24 protein-coding genes are annotated in these 23,280 nt (G+C 67.5%); 11 read left to right on the top strand and 13 right to left on the bottom strand.

What is annotated here, in order from left to right; genetic code table 11:
* Window positions 1–2: 2 nt before the first annotated feature.
* Complete coding sequence (locus tag NMQ14_RS04720) at window positions 3–1,232, bottom strand: signal protein (RefSeq protein ID WP_257093969.1); 1,230 nt, start codon at window positions 1,230–1,232, stop codon at window positions 3–5.
* Between the two features lie 143 nt (window positions 1,233–1,375).
* Between NMQ14_RS04720 and NMQ14_RS04725 the strand changes: the two genes are divergently transcribed.
* The 4 genes from NMQ14_RS04725 to metW all read left to right on the top strand — a co-directional run bounded on the left by NMQ14_RS04725 (window position 1,376) and on the right by metW (window position 4,389).
* Entirely contained in the window at window positions 1,376–2,104 is a 729-nt protein-coding gene (locus NMQ14_RS04725; protein WP_257093971.1) for a YebC/PmpR family DNA-binding transcriptional regulator, read from the top strand.
* Between the two features lie 18 nt (window positions 2,105–2,122).
* Window positions 2,123–2,440, top strand: a complete 318-nt coding sequence (locus NMQ14_RS04730; protein WP_257079096.1) for a heavy metal-binding domain-containing protein — start codon at window positions 2,123–2,125, stop codon at window positions 2,438–2,440.
* 208 nt (window positions 2,441–2,648) lie between these two features.
* On the top strand, window positions 2,649–3,791 hold the full coding sequence (locus NMQ14_RS04735; RefSeq protein ID WP_257079095.1) for a homoserine O-acetyltransferase: 1,143 nt from the start codon (window positions 2,649–2,651) through the stop codon (window positions 3,789–3,791).
* 16 nt (window positions 3,792–3,807) lie between these two features.
* Window positions 3,808–4,389: a methionine biosynthesis protein MetW gene (gene metW / locus NMQ14_RS04740; RefSeq protein WP_257094491.1), complete on the top strand. Its 582-nt coding sequence runs from the start codon at window positions 3,808–3,810 to the stop codon at window positions 4,387–4,389.
* A 24-nt stretch (window positions 4,390–4,413) separates the two neighbouring features.
* Here metW and NMQ14_RS04745 read toward each other — a convergent pair whose 3' ends face one another.
* A complete protein-coding gene (locus tag NMQ14_RS04745; protein ID WP_257093973.1) occupies window positions 4,414–4,872 on the bottom strand; it encodes a YaiI/YqxD family protein in 459 nt (152 codons plus the stop codon).
* 6 nt (window positions 4,873–4,878) lie between these two features.
* Window positions 4,879–5,142: a hypothetical protein gene (locus tag NMQ14_RS04750; protein ID WP_069038786.1), complete on the bottom strand. Its 264-nt coding sequence runs from the start codon at window positions 5,140–5,142 to the stop codon at window positions 4,879–4,881.
* 82 nt (window positions 5,143–5,224) lie between these two features.
* Here NMQ14_RS04750 and NMQ14_RS04755 point away from each other — a divergent pair, with 82 nt between their 5' ends.
* Entirely contained in the window at window positions 5,225–5,779 is a 555-nt protein-coding gene (locus NMQ14_RS04755; RefSeq protein ID WP_257093977.1) for a YaeQ family protein, read from the top strand.
* Between the two features lie 101 nt (window positions 5,780–5,880).
* Here NMQ14_RS04755 and NMQ14_RS04760 read toward each other — a convergent pair whose 3' ends face one another.
* Complete coding sequence (locus tag NMQ14_RS04760; protein WP_257093979.1) at window positions 5,881–6,525, bottom strand: ATP-dependent Clp protease proteolytic subunit; 645 nt, start codon at window positions 6,523–6,525, stop codon at window positions 5,881–5,883.
* Between the two features lie 182 nt (window positions 6,526–6,707).
* On the opposite strand from NMQ14_RS04760, the gene NMQ14_RS04765 reads away from it, so the two are divergent.
* The 5 genes from NMQ14_RS04765 (at window position 6,708) to NMQ14_RS04785 (ending at window position 11,678) form a co-directional block, all read left to right on the top strand.
* Entirely contained in the window at window positions 6,708–7,115 is a 408-nt protein-coding gene (locus NMQ14_RS04765) for a BON domain-containing protein (RefSeq protein WP_257093981.1), read from the top strand.
* 83 nt (window positions 7,116–7,198) lie between these two features.
* On the top strand, window positions 7,199–8,071 hold the full coding sequence (locus tag NMQ14_RS04770) for an alpha/beta hydrolase (protein WP_257093983.1): 873 nt from the start codon (window positions 7,199–7,201) through the stop codon (window positions 8,069–8,071).
* Window positions 8,064–10,049, top strand: coding sequence for an AsmA family protein (locus NMQ14_RS04775; RefSeq protein ID WP_257093985.1), 1,986 nt, complete (start codon window positions 8,064–8,066; stop codon window positions 10,047–10,049). The genes NMQ14_RS04770 and NMQ14_RS04775 overlap by 8 nt, the downstream gene beginning before the upstream one ends.
* A 33-nt stretch (window positions 10,050–10,082) precedes the next feature.
* Window positions 10,083–10,508 (top strand): CopG family transcriptional regulator, encoded by a 426-nt coding sequence (locus tag NMQ14_RS04780; protein ID WP_257093987.1) that lies wholly within the window; start codon window positions 10,083–10,085, stop codon window positions 10,506–10,508.
* A 36-nt stretch (window positions 10,509–10,544) separates the two neighbouring features.
* Complete coding sequence (locus NMQ14_RS04785; protein WP_257093988.1) at window positions 10,545–11,678, top strand: PHB depolymerase family esterase; 1,134 nt, start codon at window positions 10,545–10,547, stop codon at window positions 11,676–11,678.
* A 238-nt stretch (window positions 11,679–11,916) separates the two neighbouring features.
* Here the strand turns inward: NMQ14_RS04785 and NMQ14_RS04790 are convergent, their stop codons facing one another.
* The 9 genes from NMQ14_RS04790 to NMQ14_RS04830 form a co-directional block, all read right to left on the bottom strand.
* On the bottom strand, window positions 11,917–12,438 hold the full coding sequence (locus NMQ14_RS04790) for a hypothetical protein (RefSeq protein WP_257093990.1): 522 nt from the start codon (window positions 12,436–12,438) through the stop codon (window positions 11,917–11,919).
* 188 nt (window positions 12,439–12,626) lie between these two features.
* Window positions 12,627–13,052 (bottom strand): hypothetical protein, encoded by a 426-nt coding sequence (locus NMQ14_RS04795; RefSeq protein WP_257093992.1) that lies wholly within the window; start codon window positions 13,050–13,052, stop codon window positions 12,627–12,629.
* Window positions 13,053–13,197: 145 nt separating this feature from the next.
* Window positions 13,198–14,127, bottom strand: a complete 930-nt coding sequence (locus tag NMQ14_RS04800) for a hypothetical protein (RefSeq protein WP_257093994.1) — start codon at window positions 14,125–14,127, stop codon at window positions 13,198–13,200.
* A gap of 212 nt (window positions 14,128–14,339) precedes the next feature.
* Window positions 14,340–14,870: a DUF3617 domain-containing protein gene (locus NMQ14_RS04805; RefSeq protein ID WP_257093997.1), complete on the bottom strand. Its 531-nt coding sequence runs from the start codon at window positions 14,868–14,870 to the stop codon at window positions 14,340–14,342.
* The gene (locus NMQ14_RS04810; protein WP_257093999.1) at window positions 14,867–17,614 is read right to left on the bottom strand and encodes a DUF2339 domain-containing protein; all 2,748 of its coding nucleotides are present in this window, start codon (window positions 17,612–17,614) and stop codon (window positions 14,867–14,869) included. The genes NMQ14_RS04805 and NMQ14_RS04810 overlap by 4 nt, the downstream gene beginning before the upstream one ends.
* Before the next feature lie 10 nt (window positions 17,615–17,624).
* Window positions 17,625–19,499: an MFS transporter gene (locus NMQ14_RS04815; RefSeq protein WP_257094001.1), complete on the bottom strand. Its 1,875-nt coding sequence runs from the start codon at window positions 19,497–19,499 to the stop codon at window positions 17,625–17,627.
* A 12-nt stretch (window positions 19,500–19,511) separates the two neighbouring features.
* A complete protein-coding gene (locus tag NMQ14_RS04820; protein WP_257094003.1) occupies window positions 19,512–21,128 on the bottom strand; it encodes a hypothetical protein in 1,617 nt (538 codons plus the stop codon).
* Complete coding sequence (locus tag NMQ14_RS04825; protein WP_257094005.1) at window positions 21,125–22,348, bottom strand: alanine racemase; 1,224 nt, start codon at window positions 22,346–22,348, stop codon at window positions 21,125–21,127. Before NMQ14_RS04825 ends, NMQ14_RS04820 begins: the two co-directional genes overlap by 4 nt.
* Entirely contained in the window at window positions 22,345–22,656 is a 312-nt protein-coding gene (locus tag NMQ14_RS04830) for a helix-turn-helix transcriptional regulator (RefSeq protein WP_257094007.1), read from the bottom strand. The genes NMQ14_RS04825 and NMQ14_RS04830 overlap by 4 nt, the downstream gene beginning before the upstream one ends.
* Window positions 22,657–22,929: 273 nt before the next feature.
* On the opposite strand from NMQ14_RS04830, the gene NMQ14_RS04835 reads away from it, so the two are divergent.
* A complete protein-coding gene (locus NMQ14_RS04835) occupies window positions 22,930–23,280 on the top strand; it encodes an ATP synthase subunit I (protein ID WP_257094010.1) in 351 nt (116 codons plus the stop codon).

The following is a 23,280-nucleotide window of genomic DNA, read 5'->3' on the forward strand; positions in this document are numbered from 1 at the left end:
CTTCAAAACACGAAATCCAGTGCGATCGAATAGAGCGTCATGCCGACATCACGCGCCGGCATACCACGGGAATCGATGATCAGTATCGACTCGGCGGCGTTGATTCGATCAACCTGGAACTTGAGGGCGTAGTTGGGCGCAAAGTCATAGCGCACACCTGCACCGATGCTGCGTTGATTCATGGTCAGGCGGTCCACGGCACCCGCGTAGGCCGACTGCAGGCCTGCAAGGGGGGCAGGCAGCGACAGGTCGGTCTCTTCACTCGGGTCGAGGGATACGCGGGAGTATGTCACGTAGGGCTTGAGCGCTCCCACCCGGTAACCCAGGATGACATTGGCCCCATGTCCGCGATAGGTCGGAAACTGCGAGAAGCGTGACCAGCTGAACATGCCCTGTGCCGAGAACGGACCGCGTTCGAAAAGAAAACCGAGGCCGGCAAAGGTCAGGTGATGTGACGTGTCGAACTGTGCCGCCCGGGCCTGTGCCAGCGGAATCGGAACCGACGCCAGCGCTGTTGCCAGTGGCTGCAACGCGGTATCCCGCGTTGTGTAGGTGTCACCCCAGGCGGCGCGCAGCGTCAGTCCTTCGCTCACCCAGTCAAGCGTGGCACCGAGCCGGCGCGCCTCCGGCGGACGATACTGACGGCCATACAGCGAAAGGTCTCCCCGCGAGCGCCCGCCGTACAGGCGCAGGCTGAGCAGTCCGTCTCCAGCCGGTCGGCGCAGCGTCAGGTCGATGCCGTCGAACAGGTCCTGCGTGACCACGCCCAGCACTTCCGGTGCCGGTCGCACGGCGGTGAAGGCGTAGCCTACATGGCGCGAGTCGCCATCGAGGTAGAGGTCAACGCCCAGCCTTCCGATGCGCATGTCCAGGTTGTCTGATGGCGTGTAGCGCAGAAAGGTCCAGGACAGTTGCGGCGTCCATTTTCCTTCGCTGTCGAGCCGGCTGACGCTCTGGATCTGCGCGGACCAGCGGGCATCGAAGCTTGCGCTGGCCTGCACGCCGATCCGGCTGTCGCCACGAAATCCGAGGCGGCCGCCGTCATGGCCGCCGGCCTGTTCGAGGTCACGCCGATAGGTGAAGCCGTCGCTGCCGTGATAGCCGGCGCCGAATGTGCCGAAGCCGCTCAAGCGCCAGACCGGTTCCTGCGTGCCGTTGTCGGCGCTGGCAGCGGCCGATAGCGACAGGAGAGTGGCCAGCAGGCAAAGCGTTGTCGAGTGTCGATTCTTCATGCGTCCAGGCAAAGTCGGTGAGGTCCGGGCGTGGCAAGCCTTGCCCGCACAGCGTTAACGGGTACCCTGCGATCCACTTGAGCGTGCGCGAGCAACGCTGTCGACTAAAATCACCCCTCGCACAACACGGACGGAAGTCATTCATGGCAGGTCATTCGAAATGGGCCAATATCCAGCACCGCAAGGGGCGGCAGGACGCCAAGCGGGGCAAGGTATTCACCAAGCTGATCAAGGAAGTCACCGTGGCCGCCCGCATGGGTGGCGGTGACCCCAACTTCAACCCGCGCCTGCGCATGGCGGTCGACAAGGCCAAGGCCGAAAACATGCCGGGCGAAAACATCGAACGCGCCATCAAGCGCGGTACCGGTGAGCTTGAAGGCGTGAGCTACGAGGAAATCCGTTACGAGGGCTACGGCATCGGTGGTACGGCGGTCATGGTCGATTGCCTGACCGACAACCGCATACGCACCGTGGCCGACGTGCGCCACGCGTTTTCGAAATACGGCGGCAATCTGGGTACCGACGGCTCGGTTGCTTTCATGTTCAAGCACTGTGGCCAGTTCATCTTCGCGCCCGGCACGCCGGAAGATGCGCTGATGGAGGCCGCGCTGGAAGCCGGCGCCGAAGACGTCGTCAGCAACGACGACGGCTCGATCGAAGTGCTCAGCCCGCCGAACGATTTCGTCGCCGTGAAGGACGCGCTCGACAAGGCCGGCTTCAAGCCCGAGTTCGCCGAAGTGACGATGAAGCCGCTGAACGAGAACGTGCTGACCGGCGACGACACGGCACGGATGCAGAAACTTCTGGATGCGCTGGACAGTCTGGACGATGTGCAGGACGTCTATACCACCGCCGTGATGGACGAAGACTGACCGACAAGGGAAACACACATGTTGATGACCACCACGCAGACGCTCGAAGGCCGACCGATACGCCAGTACTACGGCGTCGTCACCGGTGAAGCCATCATCGGCGCCAACATCTTCAAGGACATGTTCGCCAGCATCCGCAATGTGGTCGGTGGCCGCGCCGGCGCCTACGAAAGTACGCTGGCCGACGCGCGCGAAGCCGCGATGGAAGAGATGGGTGAGGTCGCCGCTAAGCTCGGCGCCAATGCCATCGTCGGCATCGACATCGACTACGAAGTGCTTGGCGCCGACAATGGCATGTTGATGGTTTGTGTCAGCGGTACTGCGGTCAGCATCTAGGGGGTGGTTCGCGTCCCGTCGAGGCGCGCGCGGATTTGCCGACCCGGCGACCGCAGTGGGCCTGGCGGCCCGAGATTGACAAACCCGCCCGTTTCGCCAGAATGCCGATTCAGTGTGGTGCGCCGATTTGTCTCAGCTTGCGGGCGCATAATAAATACGGCTAAAGCGAGGGCGACCCGGTCCTGGCTTTGGCCTACCGGGTTTTTTCATGGCCAACGATTTCCCCCTTTCTTCCGGCAGCGTCGGCGTCGTTGCACCGCTGTCGGCCCGTTTCGACACGCCGCTGACGCTCAAGAGTGGTGCCGTACTGCCCGGTTTCGAACTGATGTACGAAACCTACGGCACGCTCAACGGCGCGCGCTCGAACGCCGTGCTGGTGTGCCCGGCGCTGTCCGGCCACCACCACGCAGCCGGTGTGCATGCCGACGCACCGAACAACACGGGCTGGTGGGACAACCTGATCGGCCCGGGCAAGCCGCTCGATACGTCGAAATTCTTCGTCGTCAGCATCAACAACCTGGGCGGCTGTCACGGCTCGACCGGTCCGGTCAGCGCCAATCCGGATACCGGCCGGCCCTGGGGGGCCGATTTTCCGATCGTGACGGTCGAAGACTGGATGGCCGCGCAGGCGCTGCTGGCCGACCGGCTGGGCGTGGACAGCTGGGCCGCCATCATCGGCGGCAGCCTGGGCGGCATGCAGGCCATGGCCTGGGCCATCCACCGGCCGGCGCGCGTGCGCCACGCCATCGTGATCGCGTCGGCGCCCAAGCTGACGGCGCAGAACATCGCGTTCAACGAAGTCGCCCGCCAGGCCATCATCACCGACCCTGATTTCCACGGTGGTCACTTCTACGAACACGACACGCTGCCGCGCCGCGGTCTGAGGCTGGCGCGCATGCTCGGTCACATCACCTATCAGTCGGACGACCTGATGGCCGAGAAATTCGGCCGCCGGCTGCGCGAGGGCGGACGCAAGTTCAGCTTCGAGGTCGAATTCGAAGTCGAGTCCTACCTGCGCTATCAGGGCGACAAGTTCGCCGCCAGCTTCGACGCCAACACCTATCTGCTGGCCACCCGTGCGCTCGACTACTTCGATCCGGCGGGCGACGCCGGTGGCGATCTTGCCGCTGCTTTCGCGCCGGCCACGGCCGACTTCCTGCTGGTGTCGTTCTCGACCGACTGGCGGTTCGCGCCGGCGCGCTCGCGCGAAATCGTCGATGCGCTGATGCGCAACCGGCGCAACGTGAGCTACGCCGAAATCGAATCGAGCGCCGGCCACGATTCCTTCCTGCTCGACGACCCGCATTATCACGCGGTGCTGCGCGCCTACTTCGACAACATCACGGTGTGAGGACGACATGAGCACACTGGACATCCGCATCGACCACGACGTCATCGCCTCCTGGGTCTCCGAGGGCGCGCGCGTGCTCGACCTGGGCTGCGGCGACGGCGAATTGCTGCGCTATCTGAAGGACAAGCGCGGCGCGAGCGGCTATGGCGTCGAGATCGACGTCGAGCGCGTGATCGCCGGCATGAAGAACGGCATCAACGTGCTGCAGATCGATCTGGAAGAAGGGCTGTATGACTTCGAAGACCAGAGCTTCGACCTGGTCATCATTTCGAATGCGCTGCAGACGCTGCACCGCACCGAAAAGCTGCTGCGCGAAATGCTGCGCGTCGGCCGCGAGGCGGTGGTGAGCTTTCCGAACTTCGCCTACTGGAAGCACCGCGTGGCGATCATGGACGGCCACATGCCGGTGTCCGACCGGCTGCCTTTCCAGTGGTACGACACGCCGAACGTGCGCTTCTTCACCGTCGCCGATTTCGAGGCGCTGTGTGACAAGCTGGGCATTGCGGTGCGTGAACGGCTGGTGCTCGACGACGCCGGCAAGCCGGTGACCGAAGAACACAACTTCCTCGGCAGCTTCGCGCTGTACCGGCTCGGGTAAGCCGGGGCGCGGTCCGCCCGCCGGTCAGCGCGCCTGCGCCAGAAAGCGGTCCAGCGCCGCGGCGAAGGCGCGGCCGTCGCCGACCGAGAACGCCGACGGCCCGCCGCTCATGACGCCGCTGTCGCGCAGGTCGTTCATCAATGCGCGCATCTGCAGCCGCTCGTGGATGGTGCCGGGCGAGAACCACTCGCCACGCGGCTCCAGTGCGTGCGCGCCGCGCGCCAGCACGGCCGCCGCCAGCGGAATGTCGGATGTGATCACCAGGTCACCGGCGACCACCGCCTCTTCGATGTGGCGATCAGCGGCGTCGAAACCGTGCGCCACCTGCACGGCGCGGATCAGCGGCGACCCCGGCACGCGCAGCAGCCGGTTGGCGACCAGCGTCAGTCGCAGGCCGGTGCGCGTGGCGGCGCGGAACAGGATGTCCTTCACCGGCGCCGGGCAGGCGTCGGCGTCGACCCAGATCGATATCCCGCCGCTCACCGGAACCTAATCCAGCGCCTTGCGCAGCAGTTCGTCGGTCAGGTCGTTCAGCGACATCTGCCGCTCGGTTGCCAGATCGCGCAGGCGCGCCGCCAGGGCCGAATCGATCTTCACCGCAAAGGGCACCAGGCCGCGCGCCTGATCGAGCTTGCGCTGCTCCTTGCGGTCCGGTGCGGGCGCCTCGCCCAGTGTGGTGCGCTGTCCGGCGGCATGCTTCATCTGCGCCACCACTTTCAGGCGGTCATTCTTGTACAGATCGGTCTTCTTCAAGTCGGTATCCTGTCGGGTCTTGTTTCACGGCTCCGGCGCGCATTCGACGCGCCGGAACACTCACGGGACAGCATTGTCGGCCATGGCTCTGAAATCCACCATCTACAAGATCAATCTGAACGTGTCGGACATGGACCGCGGCTACTACGCCGAGCATGCGCTGACCGTCGCCCGCCATCCGTCGGAGAACGATGAGCGCCTGATGGTGCGCGTGCTGGCCTTCGCGCTGTACGCGTCAGAAGATCTTCGCTTCGGGCGCGGCCTGAGCGCCGAAGACGAGGCGGATCTGTACGAAGCCGACCTGACCGGAGCCATCCGGCTGTGGCTCGACGTCGGTCTGCCGGACGAAAAGCTGGTGCGTCGCGCCGCCTCGCGCGCCGGGAAGGTGGTCGTCGTGATCTACGGCCGCACCGCGGTGCAATGGTGGGAACAGTCGAAGTCCACGCTGGCGCGCCTGAACAATCTCACCGTGCTGCGCCTGACCACGGCCGATACGCAGGCACTGGCCGGTCTGGCGCAGCGCGCGCTGAACCTGCAGTGCATCGTGAACGAAGGCCAGATCTGGCTGGGCGACGATGGCGCGATGCTGCAGCCGGTCCCGGAACACGTTTTCGGTCCCGATCCGGCAGGGCGCTGACCTTTCTCCCGTGGCGCGCGGGCCTCGGCCGTATTTGCGGTGATCGGGTCGATGCTGCCGGATGGTCGGGCCCATGTCGTCGCCCGGGAGCCCGGGGCTTCTCAGGCTGCGCCGCCCGGCGTGGTTCCGGGTTTCTTCCGCGGCGCACCGGATTTTGCCCGCGCGCGCTGCAGACGCATCAGGCGACGCTGGATTTCGTCCGAATCCATCCACAGGTCGCTGCCCTTCAGGATCTTCCCGATCTCTCCGTCAGACAGGAAAGGTGTGCAGATGCGGCCCATCGCCTTTTCGAACCACTTTCCGACGGCGATCACTTCAGCCTGCTGTTCGTTGCCACGTCCCGCAAAGCTGCCGGAATAGATGTGGAACATGAGCTGGCAGTTGTCATGGATGACCAGTTCGTCGCCACTCAGGAAGATGAGCGCCGCCATCGAGTAGGCGCGCGCTTCCAGCACGGTGATCACGTGTGCTTCGGAGGCGAGGATGTTGTTGATGATCTGCAGTCCTGTATCGAATTCCCCACCGGGCGAGTTCAGATGCAGATAGATCAGGTCGGTCTCGCTTGCCGTGCGCAGTGTGTAGAAAAGTTCGGTGTAGTGCTGCGGCTCGCCGATGTCGCCGCACAGGTAGTAGGAGATCTGGTGGATCGGCATCTGCCGCTCGTAGCGGATCAGGCCGTTGAAAGGCACGGTCGCCTCTTCGGGACTGTCCGGTTCCGTCCCTTCCGGAGTGGTTCTGTTCAGCATCGCGGGCTCCTGTCCGGTTTCTTGCAGATTATGTGCCCATCGCTGGCTGTTCCGCCGACGCCCCGCAATGCGGGCGGCACGTACACGCGTGCTGGAATGGGTTCGCCAGCGCACAGAGTCTCCAGCCTGATCGGCACACAGTCCGAGCGTCACGATTGGCTGACCTGCGCGGTATGGCTGAAATGCACGCATCTTCCCACTGGCAGTCCGGAGTCGTGATGCTTGCCGCCGCGCTTGCCGGTCTGGGTGTCGCCTCGACCGCCGGTTGCGGCGGGCGAGGCGACGCGGCCCCCCCGGGCCTTCCGGCCGCGCCGCCGCGGGTGTCTGCAGAAGCCATCGAGGACCCGCTGGTGACCAGCGTCCGGTCGACCCTGCGCAAGGACGCGGAAGTGACGAGGCAGGTCAGGATTGCGCTGCTGCAGGACGCCGGTGTCAGCCGCTTCGACATCGACGTCATCACGCTGACCGGCCGTACCAACCTGATCGGCGTGGTCGATCACCGGCATCAGGCCGATCGCGCGCTCGAACTTGCCAGCGCGGTCGACGGCGTGCGGGCGGTGCGCGACGAGCTGAGCCTCAAGCCGGATTGATGCGGCCGGGCGATTCGCAGATCAGGCACGCCGCCAGCGCGGCCCATCATTCAACAGTCAGGCATTCATCGACCCACTCGGTCATGAAGCGCGGTGCCGCCGCCCTTGTCGCCGCACGGTGGGCGTTGAGCAGCGCCGCGCGGTCGCGGCTGCTGCGCGGGTTTGCCGCACCGCGACGCCCGCACCACCAGACGCCGGGAGACTTCGGCCTGACGGCCTGTCCGTTGCGCATCCCGGCCACTGGCGGTAAAACCCTGTTCGCCTGGTGGGTGCCGACGGCCACCCGCGCCGCCCTGCCATCGGCTGCGGTGCTGGTGATCCACGGCTGGGGCGTCAATGCCGCCATGATGCTGCCCGCCATGCTGCCGCTGCACGCGGCCGGCATGGCCGTGCTGCTGATCGATGCACGCTGCCACGGCGCCAGCGACGAAGAGGACTTCATGTCGATGCCGCGCTTTGCGGAAGACATTGCCAGCGGCCTCGACTGGCTGCATCAGCGACCCGAGGTCGACGCCACGCGGCTCGCGGTGCTCGGCCATTCGGTCGGTGCTGCAGCCGCGCTGCTGTGCGCCGCCCGGCGGCGCGATGTCGCAGCCGTCGTCAGCCTGTCCGCATTCGCCCACCCGACTGCGCTGATGCGCCGCATGCTGACCGGCCGGCGCGTACCGTGGATGCCGCTCGGCTGGGCGCTCACGCGCTATGTGCAGCACGTCATCGGCGCCCGTCTCGACGACATCGCACCGGTCACGACCCTGCCGGCCCTGACCTGTCCGGTACTGCTGGTGCATGGCGTGCACGACGAGGTCGTGCCCTATGCCGATGCGCTGAGGCTTCAGGCCGCCAGCGGTGGCCGGGCGGAACTGCTGCCGGTGGACGCCGGTCATGACCTCAGCGATGCGGTAGGCGCCTGCGCCGGCCGCATCGTGGGCTTCCTGACCCGTACCCTTCATGTCTGATTCATCAAGCAGTCCCTGGCGTCGGCCGCGTGTCGTCGCCGTCACCGTGCTGCTCCTGCTGCTGACCGGTATCGCAATCGGCGAGTGGCGTGGCTGGCCCTTCCTTGAGTCGCCGTTGCAGAACCTGCTGTCCGGACAGCTGGAGCGGCGCGTGCGGTTCATCGACGACGCGCCGGGCACCTTCGCCATGCGCTTCATCGGCGGCGTGCGCCTGCACAGCGCGCGGCTCGACATCGCGAGCACGTCCTGGAGCACCGCGCCGCATCTGCTGGACGGCCGTGACGTCGCCCTGCGGCTGCGTTACATCGATCTGTGGCGTGCCTGGCGCGGGCAGCCGCTGCGCATCGAAAGCCTGCAGGCGGGCGCGCTCGACGCTCACCTCGAGCGACTGGCTGACGGGCGCGCGTCGTGGCAGTTCGCCGCCGCCAGTTCACCAGATGAAACCACCGAATGGCCACGCTTCGGCGAGGTCCGGATCAATGATGGTCTGCTGCGCTACAGCGACCTGCGGCACGACGTCACGCTCGAAGCGCGCGTTTCGGTCGCTGGCGAGCAGGCGGACAGCGTCCTGAAGGTCGATCTGACCGGCGCCTACCGTGACCAGCCGGTACAGGTCACGCTGCGCGCCAGAGGTACCCGACCGGAGAGTGCGTCCGAAGCGCAAACCACCGCAGTCGCCTTGACGGTCAGCGGTTCGATCGGCCGCGCCATACTGGACTTCACCGGCAGTGGCCGAGGCGTACAGGATTTCGCCGGGCTGACCGGCCGATTCAAGCTTGCCGGGCCGTCGCTGGCGGCGATCGGCGACCCGATCGGCGTCACGTTGCCGGGTACGCCGCCGTTTCGTGCCACCGGCACACTGACCAAGTCCGGCGGCGAGTGGCGGGTCGGCATCGATGACGCCACGGTGGGGTCGAGCCGGCTGAAGGGCGACTTCCTGTATCGCGCGGGCGCCGACCGGCCGTTGCTGAGCGGCCGGCTGGGCGGTGCGCGCCTGCTGCTGGCCGATCTCGGCCCGGCGCTCGGCGGTGTCAGGCCTGCCCCGCGCGAAGGCAAGGTGCTGCCCGGTGGCGCCTTCGATCTGGCCGCGCTGCGCGCCATGGATGCCGACATCGCCATCGACATCGCCGAAGTCGATCTGGGCACACCGCTGCTGGGCGCCCTGCAGCCACTGCGCGCGCAGCTCGGGCTGGCTGCCGGCGTGCTGTCGATCAGCGAACTCGAGGCACGCACCGCCGAGGGCTGGCTCAAGGGTGATATCGGACTCGATGGCCGGGGCGACCTCGCGCTGTGGTCGGCGGATATGCGCTGGGGCGACGTCCGGCTCGAAAAGTGGCTGCGCCAGGCGCGCACCGACGCACCGCCCTATGTTGCCGGCCGTCTCGGCGGGCGCGCCACGGTGACTGGTCAGGGGCGGTCGACGGCGGACATCCTCGCCAGCCTGAAAGGCCGGGTGCAGGTGCAATTGCGCGATGGTCGCATGTCGCATCTGGTGGTGGAAGCGGCCGGGCTGGATCTGGCCGAAGCGCTTGGCCTGCTGGTCAGCGGCGACAGCACGCTGCCGCTGGACTGCGCGGTGGCGGACATTCAGGCCGAGGCAGGCGTGCTGCGCCCGCAGGTCATGGTGCTCGACACGGAGGATTCGACCGTGTCGGTCAGCGGTTCGCTGTCGCTTGCAGCCGAGACGCTGGACCTGACCGCGATAGCCTTGCCGAAGGATTTCAGTCCGCTGACCCTGCGCTCGCCGCCGCGGGTGCAGGGCAGTCTGGCCGACCCGCACGTGTCGCTGGAGAAGGCACCGATCGGCATGAAGATGGCGGGCGCCGCGCTGCTGGCGCTGCTCAATCCGCTGGCGGCGCTGCTGCCGCTGGTGGATGCCGGCAGTATTGACGAAGCGGACCGCCTCGCCGCCGGCTGCGCGGCGCTGGCCCGGCGCGGCGTAGCGAAGACAACGCCGACGAAGAGAAAACATCTGTAGGCCATCCACATGGATGGTGTTAGGATGGTTCTCATGAATACAGCCCGTTCGCTATCCGCCGTCAAGGTGAAGCCTGTCGACTCCGAGAAGATCACCATCAATCTGGGTTTTGTCGACCTTGGCCAGATCGATCTGCTGGTCGCCGAGGGGTTCTACGGCAACCGCAGCGACTTCATCCGTACCGCCATCCGCAATCACCTGGCCAGCCACGCCGACGCAGTGAAGCATGTCGTGACGCGCCGCATGTTCGTGCTGGGCCTGCAGCATTTCAGTGCGGCCGACCTGCAGGCCGTGTGCGACGTCGGCGAAACGCTGCAGATACGCGTGCTTGGGCTGGTTACGCTGGCCGAAGACGTCACACCCGAACTGGCACGCGCCGCCATCGCCTCGATCGATGTTTTGGGTGCGCTGCATGCGAGCCCCGCGGTGAAAGCCGCGCTGGCCGATCGCGCGTCCTGAGCCCCGACGACAACCGCTTCCATGAATGAGGTTCCCATGAACACCCAGTTCCAGCTTTTCATGCGCGACGCCACCCGGCTGACTCAAGCCGGGCGGCTGAACGAAGCCACCGAAGCCATCCAGCGCGCGCTCGAAGGGATGGCCGCGGCGGCCGGCATGCCTGCGCAGACCTTTGAGGGCGAAGCTTTCGAGGTGAAGGAGATGCCATCCGGCCTGATCGGCACCGATCAGCCGACGCTGCAGCAGGATGTGCCGGCTCCGCAGGCGGGCCGTTTCACCGACGAACGCTTCATGCATGGCGGTGTGACGCGCCAGTACAAGCTGTACCAGCCGGCCGGACGCACCGGCGAGGCGCTGCCGCTGGTGGTGATGCTGCACGGCTGCACGCAGAACCCTGACGATTTCGCCGCGGGTACCGGCATGAACGCACTCGCCGACGAGCTGGGATTCGTCGTGCTCTACCCGGCGCAGTCGCAGGCGGCCAATCCGCAGGGCTGCTGGAACTGGTTCGAGCACGCCCACCAGAAGCGCGGCAGCGGCGAGCCTGCGGCCCTGGCTGCGCTGACGCTGTCGGTGATACAGGCGCATGGCATCGACGCCCGGCGCGTGTTCGTTGCCGGATTGTCGGCAGGGGGGGCGATGGCCGACATCGTTGCCAACGCCTATCCGGACATTTTCGCGGCTGCGGGCGTGCATTCCGGCTTGCCGTGCGGCGCGGCGGGCAGCGTTGCCGAGGCGTTCGCGGTGATGTCGGGGGGTACGCCGGACACCTCACCACTGACGGGTGGGATCAAGAAGCGGCGCGGCGCGGCTCAGCCGGCAGTACGCGCGGTTCCGACCATCGTGTTTCACGGCGATCGGGACCACACCGTGCATCCGCGCAACGGCGAACAGGTGATTGCTGCCGCGCTCGGCCGCGTTGCAGGGCAGCCGGAAAAGCGCCGCACGCACACGCAGCAGGGCGTGTCGGAAAAGGGGCGTCACTACACGCGCATCGTGCATGACGATCACGACGGGGCAGCGCTCGCCGAGCACTGGGTGGTGCATGGCGCGGGCCACGCGTGGTCAGGCGGACAGGCAGCCGGCTCCTATACCGATGCCGGCGGCCCGGATGCCACGCGCGAAATGCTGCGCTTCTTTCTCGCGCAGGCGTGCACGCCGGGCGCCTGAGTGTTTCAGGCGTCCGGGCGGGTCAGCGGAAGCCGAAGAAGGACAGGACGGCGAGAACGATGACGACGGCGCCGACGATATAGACAATGCTGTTCATGTGGGGAGCCCGGGTGCAGGTGAAGTCGGATTGACGATACGTGCAGGCATTGCGCCGGCACGCCGACACTGACCGTAGCGCGTTGCCGCCGGGCTGACCGTCTGCCAGCGCACAAATCTCCGGGAGAGCCGTGCGGCGCTGTCAGTTGCCGGGCGAGAATGCATTTGTCGCAGAGCCGGTTTCGGGCAGCACGTAGACCACGGCCGGCTTCAGCGATTGCGGACCGGGCCGGATGTGGCGGTCATAGAAGGCCGCCGGCACATTGATGCAGCCATACGAAATGCGGTTGTCCGCAGGTGTCGGCGTGGCCAGGCGTGCCAGACGCCGTTCGGCGGGCTTGCCGGTGCGGACGCGGTGCATCGACACCGCATTGTCGTAATCCACCCAGGTCACATCCTCGCCCTTCAGATTCGTCCCCTGTTCCGAAACGAAGCGCCCGGCGGGCGTGGTGCGTTCCTCCGGTCTTATCTGGCTCAGCGGCCGGTTGCCGATGCCGGGCACGGAGTGGTCGCCGACGGCTGCGCCCAACAGCACCGCAGTCGTGCCGAGCAGGCGTCCGTCCGCGTCGAACGCGAACAGGCGTGCCTGCTTCTTGTCGATGACGTGGAAGGGCGCACCGGCGCTGTCCTGCGACGCGATGATCCGGACGACGGTGCGGCGCACTTCGGGTGATGCCGTCGCGAGTGCCGGGTCGGTGCCCGGTCCGGCTGCACCCGCCAGCCCGGGCAGTCCCGGCGGTATGGCTAGTGCGACGAGTGCGACAAATCGGGCGGCGCAGTCCCGGAGGCGGCTCTGAAACTGTCTCCGTGCCGCCCCCCGGGCGGCAGGTGCGCGCCGCGTGTCAGGCGCTTTCAGTTGCGGTCTGCACGTGCGGCACGCGGGCGGGCTGTGCTGCCGCCCGCTCCGGTCGCGCCTTCGTCCGACAGCCTGCGGACTTCTGCCGCCGAGTCGGTCGAAGCGCCGTTCGATGAGTTCATGCGCAGCCGTTCGTCGGCGCTGGTGTTGTTCATCCGTTCCTGCGCGGCGGAACCCGGCTGTGCCGTGCTGCCCCGGACCGCGTCCGGGGCGGTGGTGAGCGGCTTTTGCGCGCTTTCGATCGCAGGGTGCGTGGGGGATGCCGGTGTCCGGGTTGTCGCCGGATCGGCGATCAGCGGACTGCTGACCGTGCCGCTGGAGCCCGCCGCCCTGGCCGGGTCGGTCGGGGTGGACTGGGCCAGCGCGTAGCCCGACAGCGCGAATGCGGCAGCGCCTGCAAGGAGCATGTTCGATATTTTCATGGGATGTACCTCGGGTTGGGTGGGCCGGCTGGCCGGTCTGGCGCAGCCGGCCCACTCAACATAGGCGTCCCGTCGGTCCTGTTCCGTGCGACAGCGAACCCAGCGTGCCCGCCATGATCGGGCGCCCTGACGCGCCCACCGCGCGTCAGGGCGGATAGCTGTAGCCGCTGCGGAAGAACTCGCGGATCAGGAAATCCTCCAGCTGGGCATTGTTTTCGGGTGCCGCCGACAGTACGACGGTACGGCCGAGCACGCGCGACTCCCAGTTGAAGTTGCCCTGGTAGTAGCGGCGGATCAGTTCGATCATGCGCTTGACCAGTGCACGCTCGATGTCGCCGCCGACACCGGCATCGACCTCGATGTATTCACGGCGTGCGTTGACCGCGTCGGTGGTCCAGCCGCGGAACACGAAAGACGCCGTGCGCACGCCCTTGCGGGTGATCTGGAATACGCCGCTGGTGCCCGACTGCAGGTTGCGCTTGATGTTCGCCATGGCGATCTCGTCCGCGCTGGGCACCCGCTCGCGCGCGATGCCGGCAGCGGTTTCGCGGCCTTCCGAAGCTTCGGCCGCCTGCCGTCGTTCGCGCTGCCGATTGACGTACGACGCCATGTCGGTCGGTTCGTCGTCGAGCTTCGGCCGGGTCGGCGGCGGCGGCGGGGCAGGGGCCGGGTCGGGCACCGGCGCACGCAGCACTTCAGGTTGCGGTTTGACCGGCACGGGCTTGCGGTCGCGCTTGGGTCGCTCGACCTGACGGGTTGGCGGCGGCGGAACGGGCGCCGGTTGCACCGCGGGCGGTTGCGGTTCGGCGCGCGGACGCGGGGCTTCCGGCTGGACCAGGCGGGCGCTGATGGTTTCGCTCGGCGTACCGGTCAGCGGCAGCTCGGGCATGCTGTCCTTGTGCAGGATCCAGCCGAGCAGCGCCAGATGAAGGCACACCGCCACCGCCAGCGCGAACAGCACGCTGCGGCGCACGCGCAGGGTCAGGTAGACGACGCCCGGCGGGGTCGTCTCCCAGGCCATGTCGAACGCGTCGAAGCCGAGCGTGGAAGGATGTCGTCGGCGGTGTAAAGCCATCTTCAGGTCTGGCCGCGCGCCGGCAGCATGCGGAGGGGGAAGGTACACAAGTCGATGCGGTCAGCGCCGGCACCGGAAGTCGAAGCGCGGACGATACGTGAATTCAAGGGTCTGCGTCAGCTTCGAGGCCATCAGCGCACGCCGGTTCCCCGATGGCGCCCCGCAGACAAGGCGCGTCTGGCCGAAGCCGCCGATACGGCGCCGGCCGGGGTTCAACGCGCCGTCGGCTTGATCTTGCCGCAGTCGGCGGCAAGCCAGCGCGCGTCGGTGTCGGCAGTCATCGAACCTTCGGCCGACTGCATGTTCACCTTCGACGTGAAATGGGTCGGGCTGTCGATGATGGCTTCGAAATCGCCACTGGCCTTCGGTTTCGTGCAGGTGATGGTGCCCTTGACCCGGGTCGCGCTGTTGGTGACGTTCGTGTAGCGGCAGTCGCCGTCGGTCTTGCCGGTGTAGACGTTCGCGCCCTTGGCATCTTCCGGCGTGATGCACACCTGCAGCGCGCCGCCGCTGCCCATCGCGACGCCCTGGGCGGCCATCTGCTTCTCCATCATGGCGCGCGCCTCCGGCGGCAGGTTCTTCATCTGCTGCTGCATCATTTCCATCTGCGCCGACATGTCGGGCATGCCCGGCATCGCCAGCTTCGACTTGAATTCCCACAGGCCGGGCTTGATGTCGGCGGCGTGTGCGCTGCCGAAAGCGCACAGGGCAAGGGTGAGTGCGGCGGTCAATCGTGTATTCAAGGTGTGGCTCCTTCGGGATCGGTGGCAGGCGGCACCGGCGCGACGTAACTGGCAATCAGGATGAGTGCGCCGATCCCGAGCAGGGAGGCGGTCCATTCGACGGTGCCCGCGCTGGCCAGATCGACCATCAGCAATTTTGCACCGACCGCGGCGAGCAGCGCGAAACCGGCGAACCACAGGGTACGCGCACCGCTGCGGGTGGCGTGGATCATCAGTCCGAGCGCGGTCAGCGTCCACGTCAGCGACAGCGCGGCCTGCAGCAGCGTGGATTGGAACATCGCATCGGCCGACCAGGCCACCCCGGCCAGATGATGCACGCTGCGCGCCGCCATCGCCGACACCCACAGCAGACCGACGGCGCCGGTCAGTGGCAGCTGGAGCGGCAGCACAAGCAGGCGCTGTGACTGACCGCGTGCCAGCCACAGCAGCGCGGCGATGCTGACCACATCAAGGGCCGAGGCGAGCGGCAGGTAGCGCAATGCAGAACCGCCATCGTGCGCCAGTTGCAGTGCCGCGACCGACAACAGGAGCAGCGCGGCGACCGGTCGCAGCACGTAGCCTTCGTAGCGGTCGCGCTGCGCGCTCCACGGCCATTCGTCGCGATCGTCGGCCAGGGCGCGCTGCAGCACGATGCCGGCCACCAGCCAGACCACGATCCAGGCGAGCCAGCGCCACAGGTCCTGTCCGGGCAGCCACTTATCCAGCCAACCGCCCGCTTCGACGCCAACCGACAGCAGCAGCGTCCAGGCCGTCGCGACATGGCGGGAACCACTGAACAGGCTGGTCTTGTCTTCGTCCTGCCGGCGCAGGATCCACAGATGGGTGGCCCAGGCGAGTGGCAGCGCGAGCGCCATCGCGCCGAACAGCAGGTGGTGCTGCATGTCCCAGGCGACCAGGCTGCCCGCCCAGAGCACCGGCAGCGACAGTGCGGCGAGGGCGCGCGCGGTGACGAAATTGCGGCGGCGTCCCTGCTGTTCGGCGAAAGCGGCGCTGGCCATCGCAAACAGCAGCGCCAGCGCCGGCTGCAGCGCCGACGGCGCGAAATCGTCGATGTCGGCCAGGCCGCCGAACAGCCACCAGCCGGCCAGCCAGACGGTCAGTGCCTGCGGCAGTCCGTCACCGGTTGCCGCCGTGACGCGCAGCACCCGCACCGATGCGAGTGCCGCACCGGCCATCAGCAGGCAGCCCAGCGTGCGGCCATTGACCAGCGGCCAGGCCAGCGTCAGCTCAGGCAGCGCGGCGACCAGCCACAGGCCGGCCAGCCCCTGCAGTGCCGCGCCGGCCCACAGCGTAAGCCTGGATCCGCGCACGCAGCCGTACCACAGTGCGGCCGCTCCCTCGATGGCATAGACCGCAGCGGTCATCTGCAGGTCGAGCGCCAGCGGCACGGCCAGCGTCAGCAGCGCCGCGCCGATGCCGGCGTGCGCACGGAAGGCCAGTGACGCATCCGGCGCGCGCGCCCGCAGCAGCCAGGCCAGCCCGAGGTAGTACAGGCCGGCGGCAACCGCACTGAGTGCGTCGCCATACTCGAACGGCTGCATCAGCGCGCTCTGCAGCACGCCGGCCGCCAGCGGCGGGCCGAACAGCAGGCTGCCGGCGTTCCAGCCCGATGCCCTGTCTGCTTCGCGCGGCACACGTGCCACCGTCAGCGCAACCCGGGTGGCGCTGAACAGCAGGAAGAACGCGATCAGGAAGCCCTGCACCGCGAGATAGTCGTCCGGCGTGTAGCTGCGCAGCCCCCAGCCCGTACCGACCACGAAGGTGAACAGGAAGCCGGCGAGTATCAGTGCGCGCCACGCGTGGCGCCAGGACAGCGCGATGATGAAAATGTCGAGCAGCAGGATGTAGGACAGCAGCACGATGTGGTCGCCCTGTCCGGTGGTGGCGAGCACCGGTGCCACGAAGGCACCGGACAGGCCGAGCAGCGCCAGACTTTGCGCCGACTGGCGCGCGGCCATCAGCGCGCAGGCGGCACCCAGCGCGGCGAACAGTCCGAAGGCCGGCGCCGGACCGATGAAGCCATAGCGCTCCAGCGCGAAATAGACCGACAGATAGAGCAGCGCAAAGCCGCCGCCCTGCACCGCCAGTGCGAACATGCGGCGCGGCCCGTCGCCGGTCATGCGCCAGCCGGCGACGATCATGACCAGCCCGACCGCCAGCGCGCCGGCTAGTCGCAGCTCCGGCGGCAGCAGGCCGGCCTGCGCGGCCAGCCGCAGCGCCGACGCGACGCCGAAGAACAGCACGACGACGCCGATGCGCGCCAGCGGATTGCCGCCCATCAGGCGAGCCCAGAGGGCCGACCACGATGGGCTGGCGGAGGCGCTGCGCGATTCGGGCGCGGCCGGGTCTGTGCTCCCGGCGACTGCAGCGACGCGCACCCCGGGTGCATGCAGTGCATCGAGCGGGGCGGCCTGCGCGCTGACGGCCGGCGGCGTCGGCGAAACGATCGGCGCAGCCGCAGGATCGACGACGTGCGCGACTGTGGCCTCGCTGTCCGGCGATGCGGCCTCGACCGGCGGCGCAGCGCTGCGCTCGCGCTGCAGAGCTGTCAGCGTGTCGTACAGCCAGCGTGACTTGTCATCGAGCTCGCGCAGTTTCTGCGTCAGGTCGCGTTCCCGCTGTGCGCTGCGGGCGCTTATCCACAGGCCGGCGGCAAGGCCGACCGCGCCGCCGAGAACGCTTTCGATCCCGCCGTGCGCAGCGCCGGCGATCAGTCCGAGCAGACACAGGATGGCGGTCAGCATCGCAGGCACTTCATCGCCGTTCGCCACGCAGCCCGGCGACGATGGCCTGCAGCGCCGCCGGCGTCGCGGCGTCCGGCGCAATGGCGTCGCCCGCCACCAGTTCGATGCGGCTGAACGGCCCGCGCCGCGGCACCCGGCGCATTGCCGGCCCGTCCTTGCGCGAGAAGAAGCTGCCCCACAGGCCACGCAGCGCGAGTGGAATGACCGGCACCGGCGTGCGCCCCACGATGCGCGTGATGCCCGGCTTGAACGGGTACAGCTCGCCGGTATCGGTGATGCGTCCTTCCGGGAACAGCCCCACCAGGTCACCGGCTTCGAGCGCCGCGGCGATCTCTTCATACGCACGTTCGAGCAGCACCGGGTCTTCCTTCGCCGGGGCGATCGGGATGCAGCGATTGGTGCGGAACACGAAGCTCAGGATGGGCGTGCGGAAGATGCGGTGGTCCATGACGAAGCGGATCGGCCGCCGGCACGCGGCCGTGATGACCAGTGCGTCGACGAAGCTCACATGGTTGCACACGACGACGGCCGGCCCTTCGTCCGGGATGCGTTCCAGATCACGCGTGTCGAGCCGGTATACCGTGTGGATCAATATCCACACGATGAAGCGCATCAGGAACTCCGGCACCAGCGTGTAGATGTAGATCGCGACCACAGCATTGAACAGTGCAGTCACCAGAAACAGCTGCGGAATATCCAGGCCGGCGCGGAACAGCAGCAGGCTGACCAGCGCCGACACCACCATGAAACCTGCATTGAGGATGTTGTTGGCGGCGATGACGCGCGCGACATGATGCTTCTCGCAGCGGCTCTGGATCAACGCATACAGCGGCACGATGTAGATACCGCCGGCCGTGCCGATCAGCGCGATGTCGATCAGCAGCCGCCAGTGCGCGGCCTGCTGCAGGAAGCCCGCCGCGCTCCCGTCGTACGCGGCCGGTGCTGCCGGCGTGGCGAAGAGCAGATCGATGCCGAACAGCGTGAGGCCGATGGCGCCGAACGGCACCAGACCGATTTCCACCTTGCCGCCGGACAATCTTTCGCACGCCAGCGAACCGGCGCCCACGCCGATCGAGAACACGGCAAGCAGCACGATGAACACGCCTTCGCCGCCGCCCAGCACATCGGATGCATAGACCGGAAACTGTGCCAGCAGCGTCGCACCATAGAACCAGAACCACGACACGCCGAGCAGCGACAGCCACACCGTGCGGTTGCCGGTGGCAAAGCGCAACGTGTCGCGCGTGGCACTGAGCGGGTTCCAGTCCAGTCGCATCGCTGGTTCCGGTGCCGGCGACAGCGGGATGCCGCGACTGGTCCACCAGCCGATCACGGCCAGCGCGAGCACGACCAGCGCGATGGCGCCGGCCGAGGTGTTGCCGACCAGCCAGGCGCCGAGTATCTGTCCGCCGAGAATGGCGACGAAAGTGCCCGATTCGACCAGCCCGTTGCCGCCGACCAGCTCACCGTCATGCAGATGCTGTGGCAGGTAGGCGTACTTGACCGGCCCGAACAGCGTCGACTGCGTGCCCATCAGGAACAGTGCCAGCACCAGCGACGGCAGATTGCCGGCGACGAAGCCCCAGGCGCCGAGCGCCATGACGACGATTTCCAGAAGCTTGCTCAGGCGGGCCAGCATGGCGCGGTCGTACTTGTCGGCGAGCTGGCCGCAGGTGGCCGAAAACAGGAAGAAGGGCAGGATGAACACGCCCGGCAGCACGGTGGCGAGCAGCCCGGGCGACAGATCGGTGATGCTGCCGGCCCGGAAGGTGAGCAGCGTGATCAATGCGGTCTTGAAGACGTTGTCGTTCAGCGCGCCGAGCAGCTGGGTCAGGAAGAAGGGCCGGAAGCGGCCTTCCTTCAACAGGTGGAATTGAGAACTCATGCGGGGCCCCGGTCAGCGGCGGAACAGCCGGCTCAGCAGCCACAGCGCGACCGCGCCGAGCGCCACCAGCCAGACGATGAGGGCACGGCGCGACGCCGGCGGCGCTTCCTTTGGTGCCGCGGCATCGCGCAGCTCGTCGGGGAAAGGCCGCGGCGGGGCCGGACGGACGATCCATTGCGAGCGCTCGGCCGGCACCCGCGCGGCGTACTCGTCATAGGACGTGACCGGCGCGCCGCCGAAGGCACGCGACGACGGGATCTGCGGGATGTGGATGTACAGCAGCGCTTCGACGTCGTCGGCCAGCAGGCGCTCAAGCCCCTGTTCCGCCGCCTTGCCGGCAGTCAGCCGGCCGAGCAGGTCGCTGCCGGCGACGTTGAAGGCGACGAACGGGAACAGGCCGCTGCGTTCCGCGCTCATGTAGTCGAAGGCCTGCAGGCCGCTGGCCACGCTCCGCTCCTTGAGCGCCATCCAGGGCAGACCGAGCCAGGCCTTCAGTTTCGATGTCGGGCCCAGCTGCGGCACCGCCCAGCCGAGCGAGCGCAGCGTATCGAGACTGATGCCGGCGCAGTTGGCCGTGGCGTGACGGTAGCTGATGTCGTGCCGGTAGAAATGGCTGAACACGCGGTCCAGCCCCTGCTGCACGCGGGCGGCGGCGCGCGGCTCGCGCAGCACGGCGACCAGCACTGCGGAAGGTCGGTACCAGGACTGACCTGCGTTGAGATCGGTCAGGTAGGCGTCCATCGGCAGCGTGGCGGCCACGATGCCCTTTTCGCTCCAGGCATCGAGGTTGTAGAAATTGTTCACCAGCCAGTCGTTCCACTGGCCGTGTTCGCCGAGCACGCCGGTGGCCAGCGCGAAATGACCCCCGTGCGCCTCGTCATCGTCGCCCTGGGCGCCGTTGAGCACCAGTGCAAGCACCGGCTTGCCGCCGGCCGCCCGCGCCGCGCCCGGCGTTCGTTCCCACAGCAGGCGCACCGATGGCGGCTGGCGCGCACCGCCCTCGTTGGCGCGCACCAGCGTGGCCAGCGTTTCGCCGTCGCGCAGCGGGTCGGCGCGCAACGCGGTGAGGTCGATGTCGAAACCGTGCGGCCAGAGGGTGCGCGCGGTGAAGCCGCCGGCGCTCGCTTCTCCGCGCAGCGTCAGCGACTGGCCCTGCAGCCACGCCACGCTGTCGGCGTTGAACCAGGACACGTTCGACGCCAGCTGCGGCACCAGCGAAAAGGCAAGGCTCCTGCCGTCGCCGTCGCCGACGTCGAGCCGGGCGCCGTCGGCAGTCAGGCGCGCGTCGGTCAGGACATGGGGCGAGCCGATCCAGATCAGCGGCGGGTGCGTCGCTTCGGCGCGCGTGTCCTGCGCCTGTGCCCATGTGCGTACATCGTCCTGCGCAGCGAGCACCGGATCGAAACCGCTCGCCGGTGCCTGCGGTACGGCGATCCAGTCGTCCTGGAAGTACCACAGCGCCTGCGGCGCTGCTGCGCATCCTGCACAGGCGCCCCTGACGGCGCGAAAACCGGTCGCGTCATGCAGACCGAGTCGTCCGCCGGACACTGCGTCGGACGCGGGCAGGGCAGGGTGCGCGAAAGTCATCATCAGGCCCAGTGTAAGCAGATGGCGCGCGGCGGACGTCACAGCACGATCTCCGCAGCCGGCGGATGACCCAGGAAATTCACCGGGCTTGCGCTCGGGCCGTAGGCGCCGGACTGGAACACCACAAGCAGGTCACCCGGCTGCGCGACCGGCAGCGTGATGTCGCGCGCCAGCACATCGAAGGGCGCGCACAGTGGCCCGGCGATGCTGACGCATTCGGTTCCCGTGTCCGGTGCGGCCTGCACCAGCATCATCGGCAGATTGGCGGGCCGTGCGCGATCGGGCTGCAGGGTGGCGTGCAGGTGGTGATGGGCGCCGCCGTCAGCCACCAGCCAGGTGCGTCCGCGCACCGTCTTCCGGTCGAGGATGCGACAGACGTAGATGCCGGCCTCGCCGACCAGGTAACGACCCGGTTCGAGCACGAGGCGCGCAGCCGGATGCGCTGCCTTCAGCTGTACGTCGATGCGGTGCAGGTGCGCGGTGACCGTCGCCATGTCGAGCACTGCCTCGTTCGCACTGGCCGGGATGCCGAAGCCGCCACCCAGATTGAGCCAGTCCAGCGCCAGTCCGGCGTCATCGGCTGCACGCAGCGCGTCGGCCGTGCAGAACGCATGCAGCGCGACTACTGCATCGGCGTCGAGCATGCGCGACGCGCAGTAATAGTGGAAGCCTGCGAATACGAGTTGGTGGTCGCGCACTGCGCGCAGTGCCGCCGGAAGCTGGCTGCTGTCGATGCCGAACACACCCGCCTCATTCATGCGCACCTGCGTGCCGGACACGGCGACATCCGGGTTGACGCGCAGTGCCACCCGTGCCGGCAGGTCTTCGCGTGCCGCGATGCGCACGATGCGACCGATCTCCCCGATCGATTCCGCGCACAGGCGAACGCGCTGGCGGACCGCAAGCGTCAGGTCCGCATCGCTTTTGCCCGGTCCGGTGAAACCCAGCTGAGCACCGTCGAAGCCGGCCGCCAGCGCGCGCCGTAACTCCTCGCCGGAGCTGACGTCGGCGCCATCCAGTCGTGGCGCCAGCCGGCGCAGCAACGCCGGCAGCGGATTGGCCTTCACCGCATAACAGAGCAGCGTGTCCGCGGGCAGCTGTGCGCGCAGCGTGTCGATGCGCCATTCGATCGCCGCGGCGTCGTAGGCGAAGAACGGTGTGCTGCCGACGCGATCGGCGAGCGCCGCAACATCGAGTCCGGCGAAGGCCGGAAACGGCGCGCCCGTCGAGGGCGAGCGGCAAAGCGTGGCGGCAGTGGTCATCGGTGATCTTCCAGATAGTCGATCACGCTCGTCAGGTGGCCGATCAATGTTGCGGCACAGAGCCGGAAATGGATTTCGCGGCCGTGTCGCGACCGTTCGAGTATGCCGGCGTCGCACAGCAGCTTCAGGTGGTGCGACACGGTCGTGCGGCTCAACGTCGAAGCCCGGGCGATGTCGCTGGCTTTCAGCTGTGCGCCCGGCTCGAACAGCAGCAGGATGCGTTGTCGTTCTTCATCGCCCAGCGCCGCAAAGACCTGCGACAGATGCAGCCACTCCGGCGGGATGTCCGATCGGCAAGCGTCTTTCATGTCGAAAAATATCGACCAATTGGCGCGTCGCGTCAAGCCCGGACCCTGTTGCGGCGCAACGTGCAGGGCGCGCGGCCACCTTGAATCAGCGCGCCGCTTCAATTGACCGGTCTTGTAAGCTCATGTATCATCGCGGACTTTGTGTGTGGCGCATAAGTTCCATGTGCGCCGCTGCGATGCAGATGGGGATGTCGCGCAAGCGACGCTGACGTAGTTGATCGGACAGGTTCGCGCAGTGGGCCGGAAAGTCGCTGTGCAACGGAAAGAGCAGGCATGCTGAAGGCGGTCATGCTGCAGCTCTCGCTGATTCTGGTCGCTACCGGTTGTGCTCTGTTGTTCGGTGGGACGCTTGCAGGGTTGTCGGTGCTGCTGGGCGGTTTGAGCTACGCGCTCCCGTCACTGCTGTTCGCCCTCAGGTTGAGCCGCCTGACGAGAGTCGCTTCGGCGTCCGGCAACGCATATCCGCTCGAATTCTTCTTCGGCGAGGCGATCAAGATCCTCTCGACGATTGGACTGCTGGCGTTGAGCCTTTACCTCGTGCCGGACCTCATGTGGGGCTGGTTTGTCGGAGGTCTGGCCGTCTCGCTGCAGGCTGGTTTTTTTGCTTTCTTGCTCAAACACTGA

It is taken from the genome of Methyloversatilis sp. XJ19-13, assembly GCF_024580155.1.
Classification (GTDB): domain Bacteria; phylum Pseudomonadota; class Gammaproteobacteria; order Burkholderiales; family Rhodocyclaceae; genus Methyloversatilis.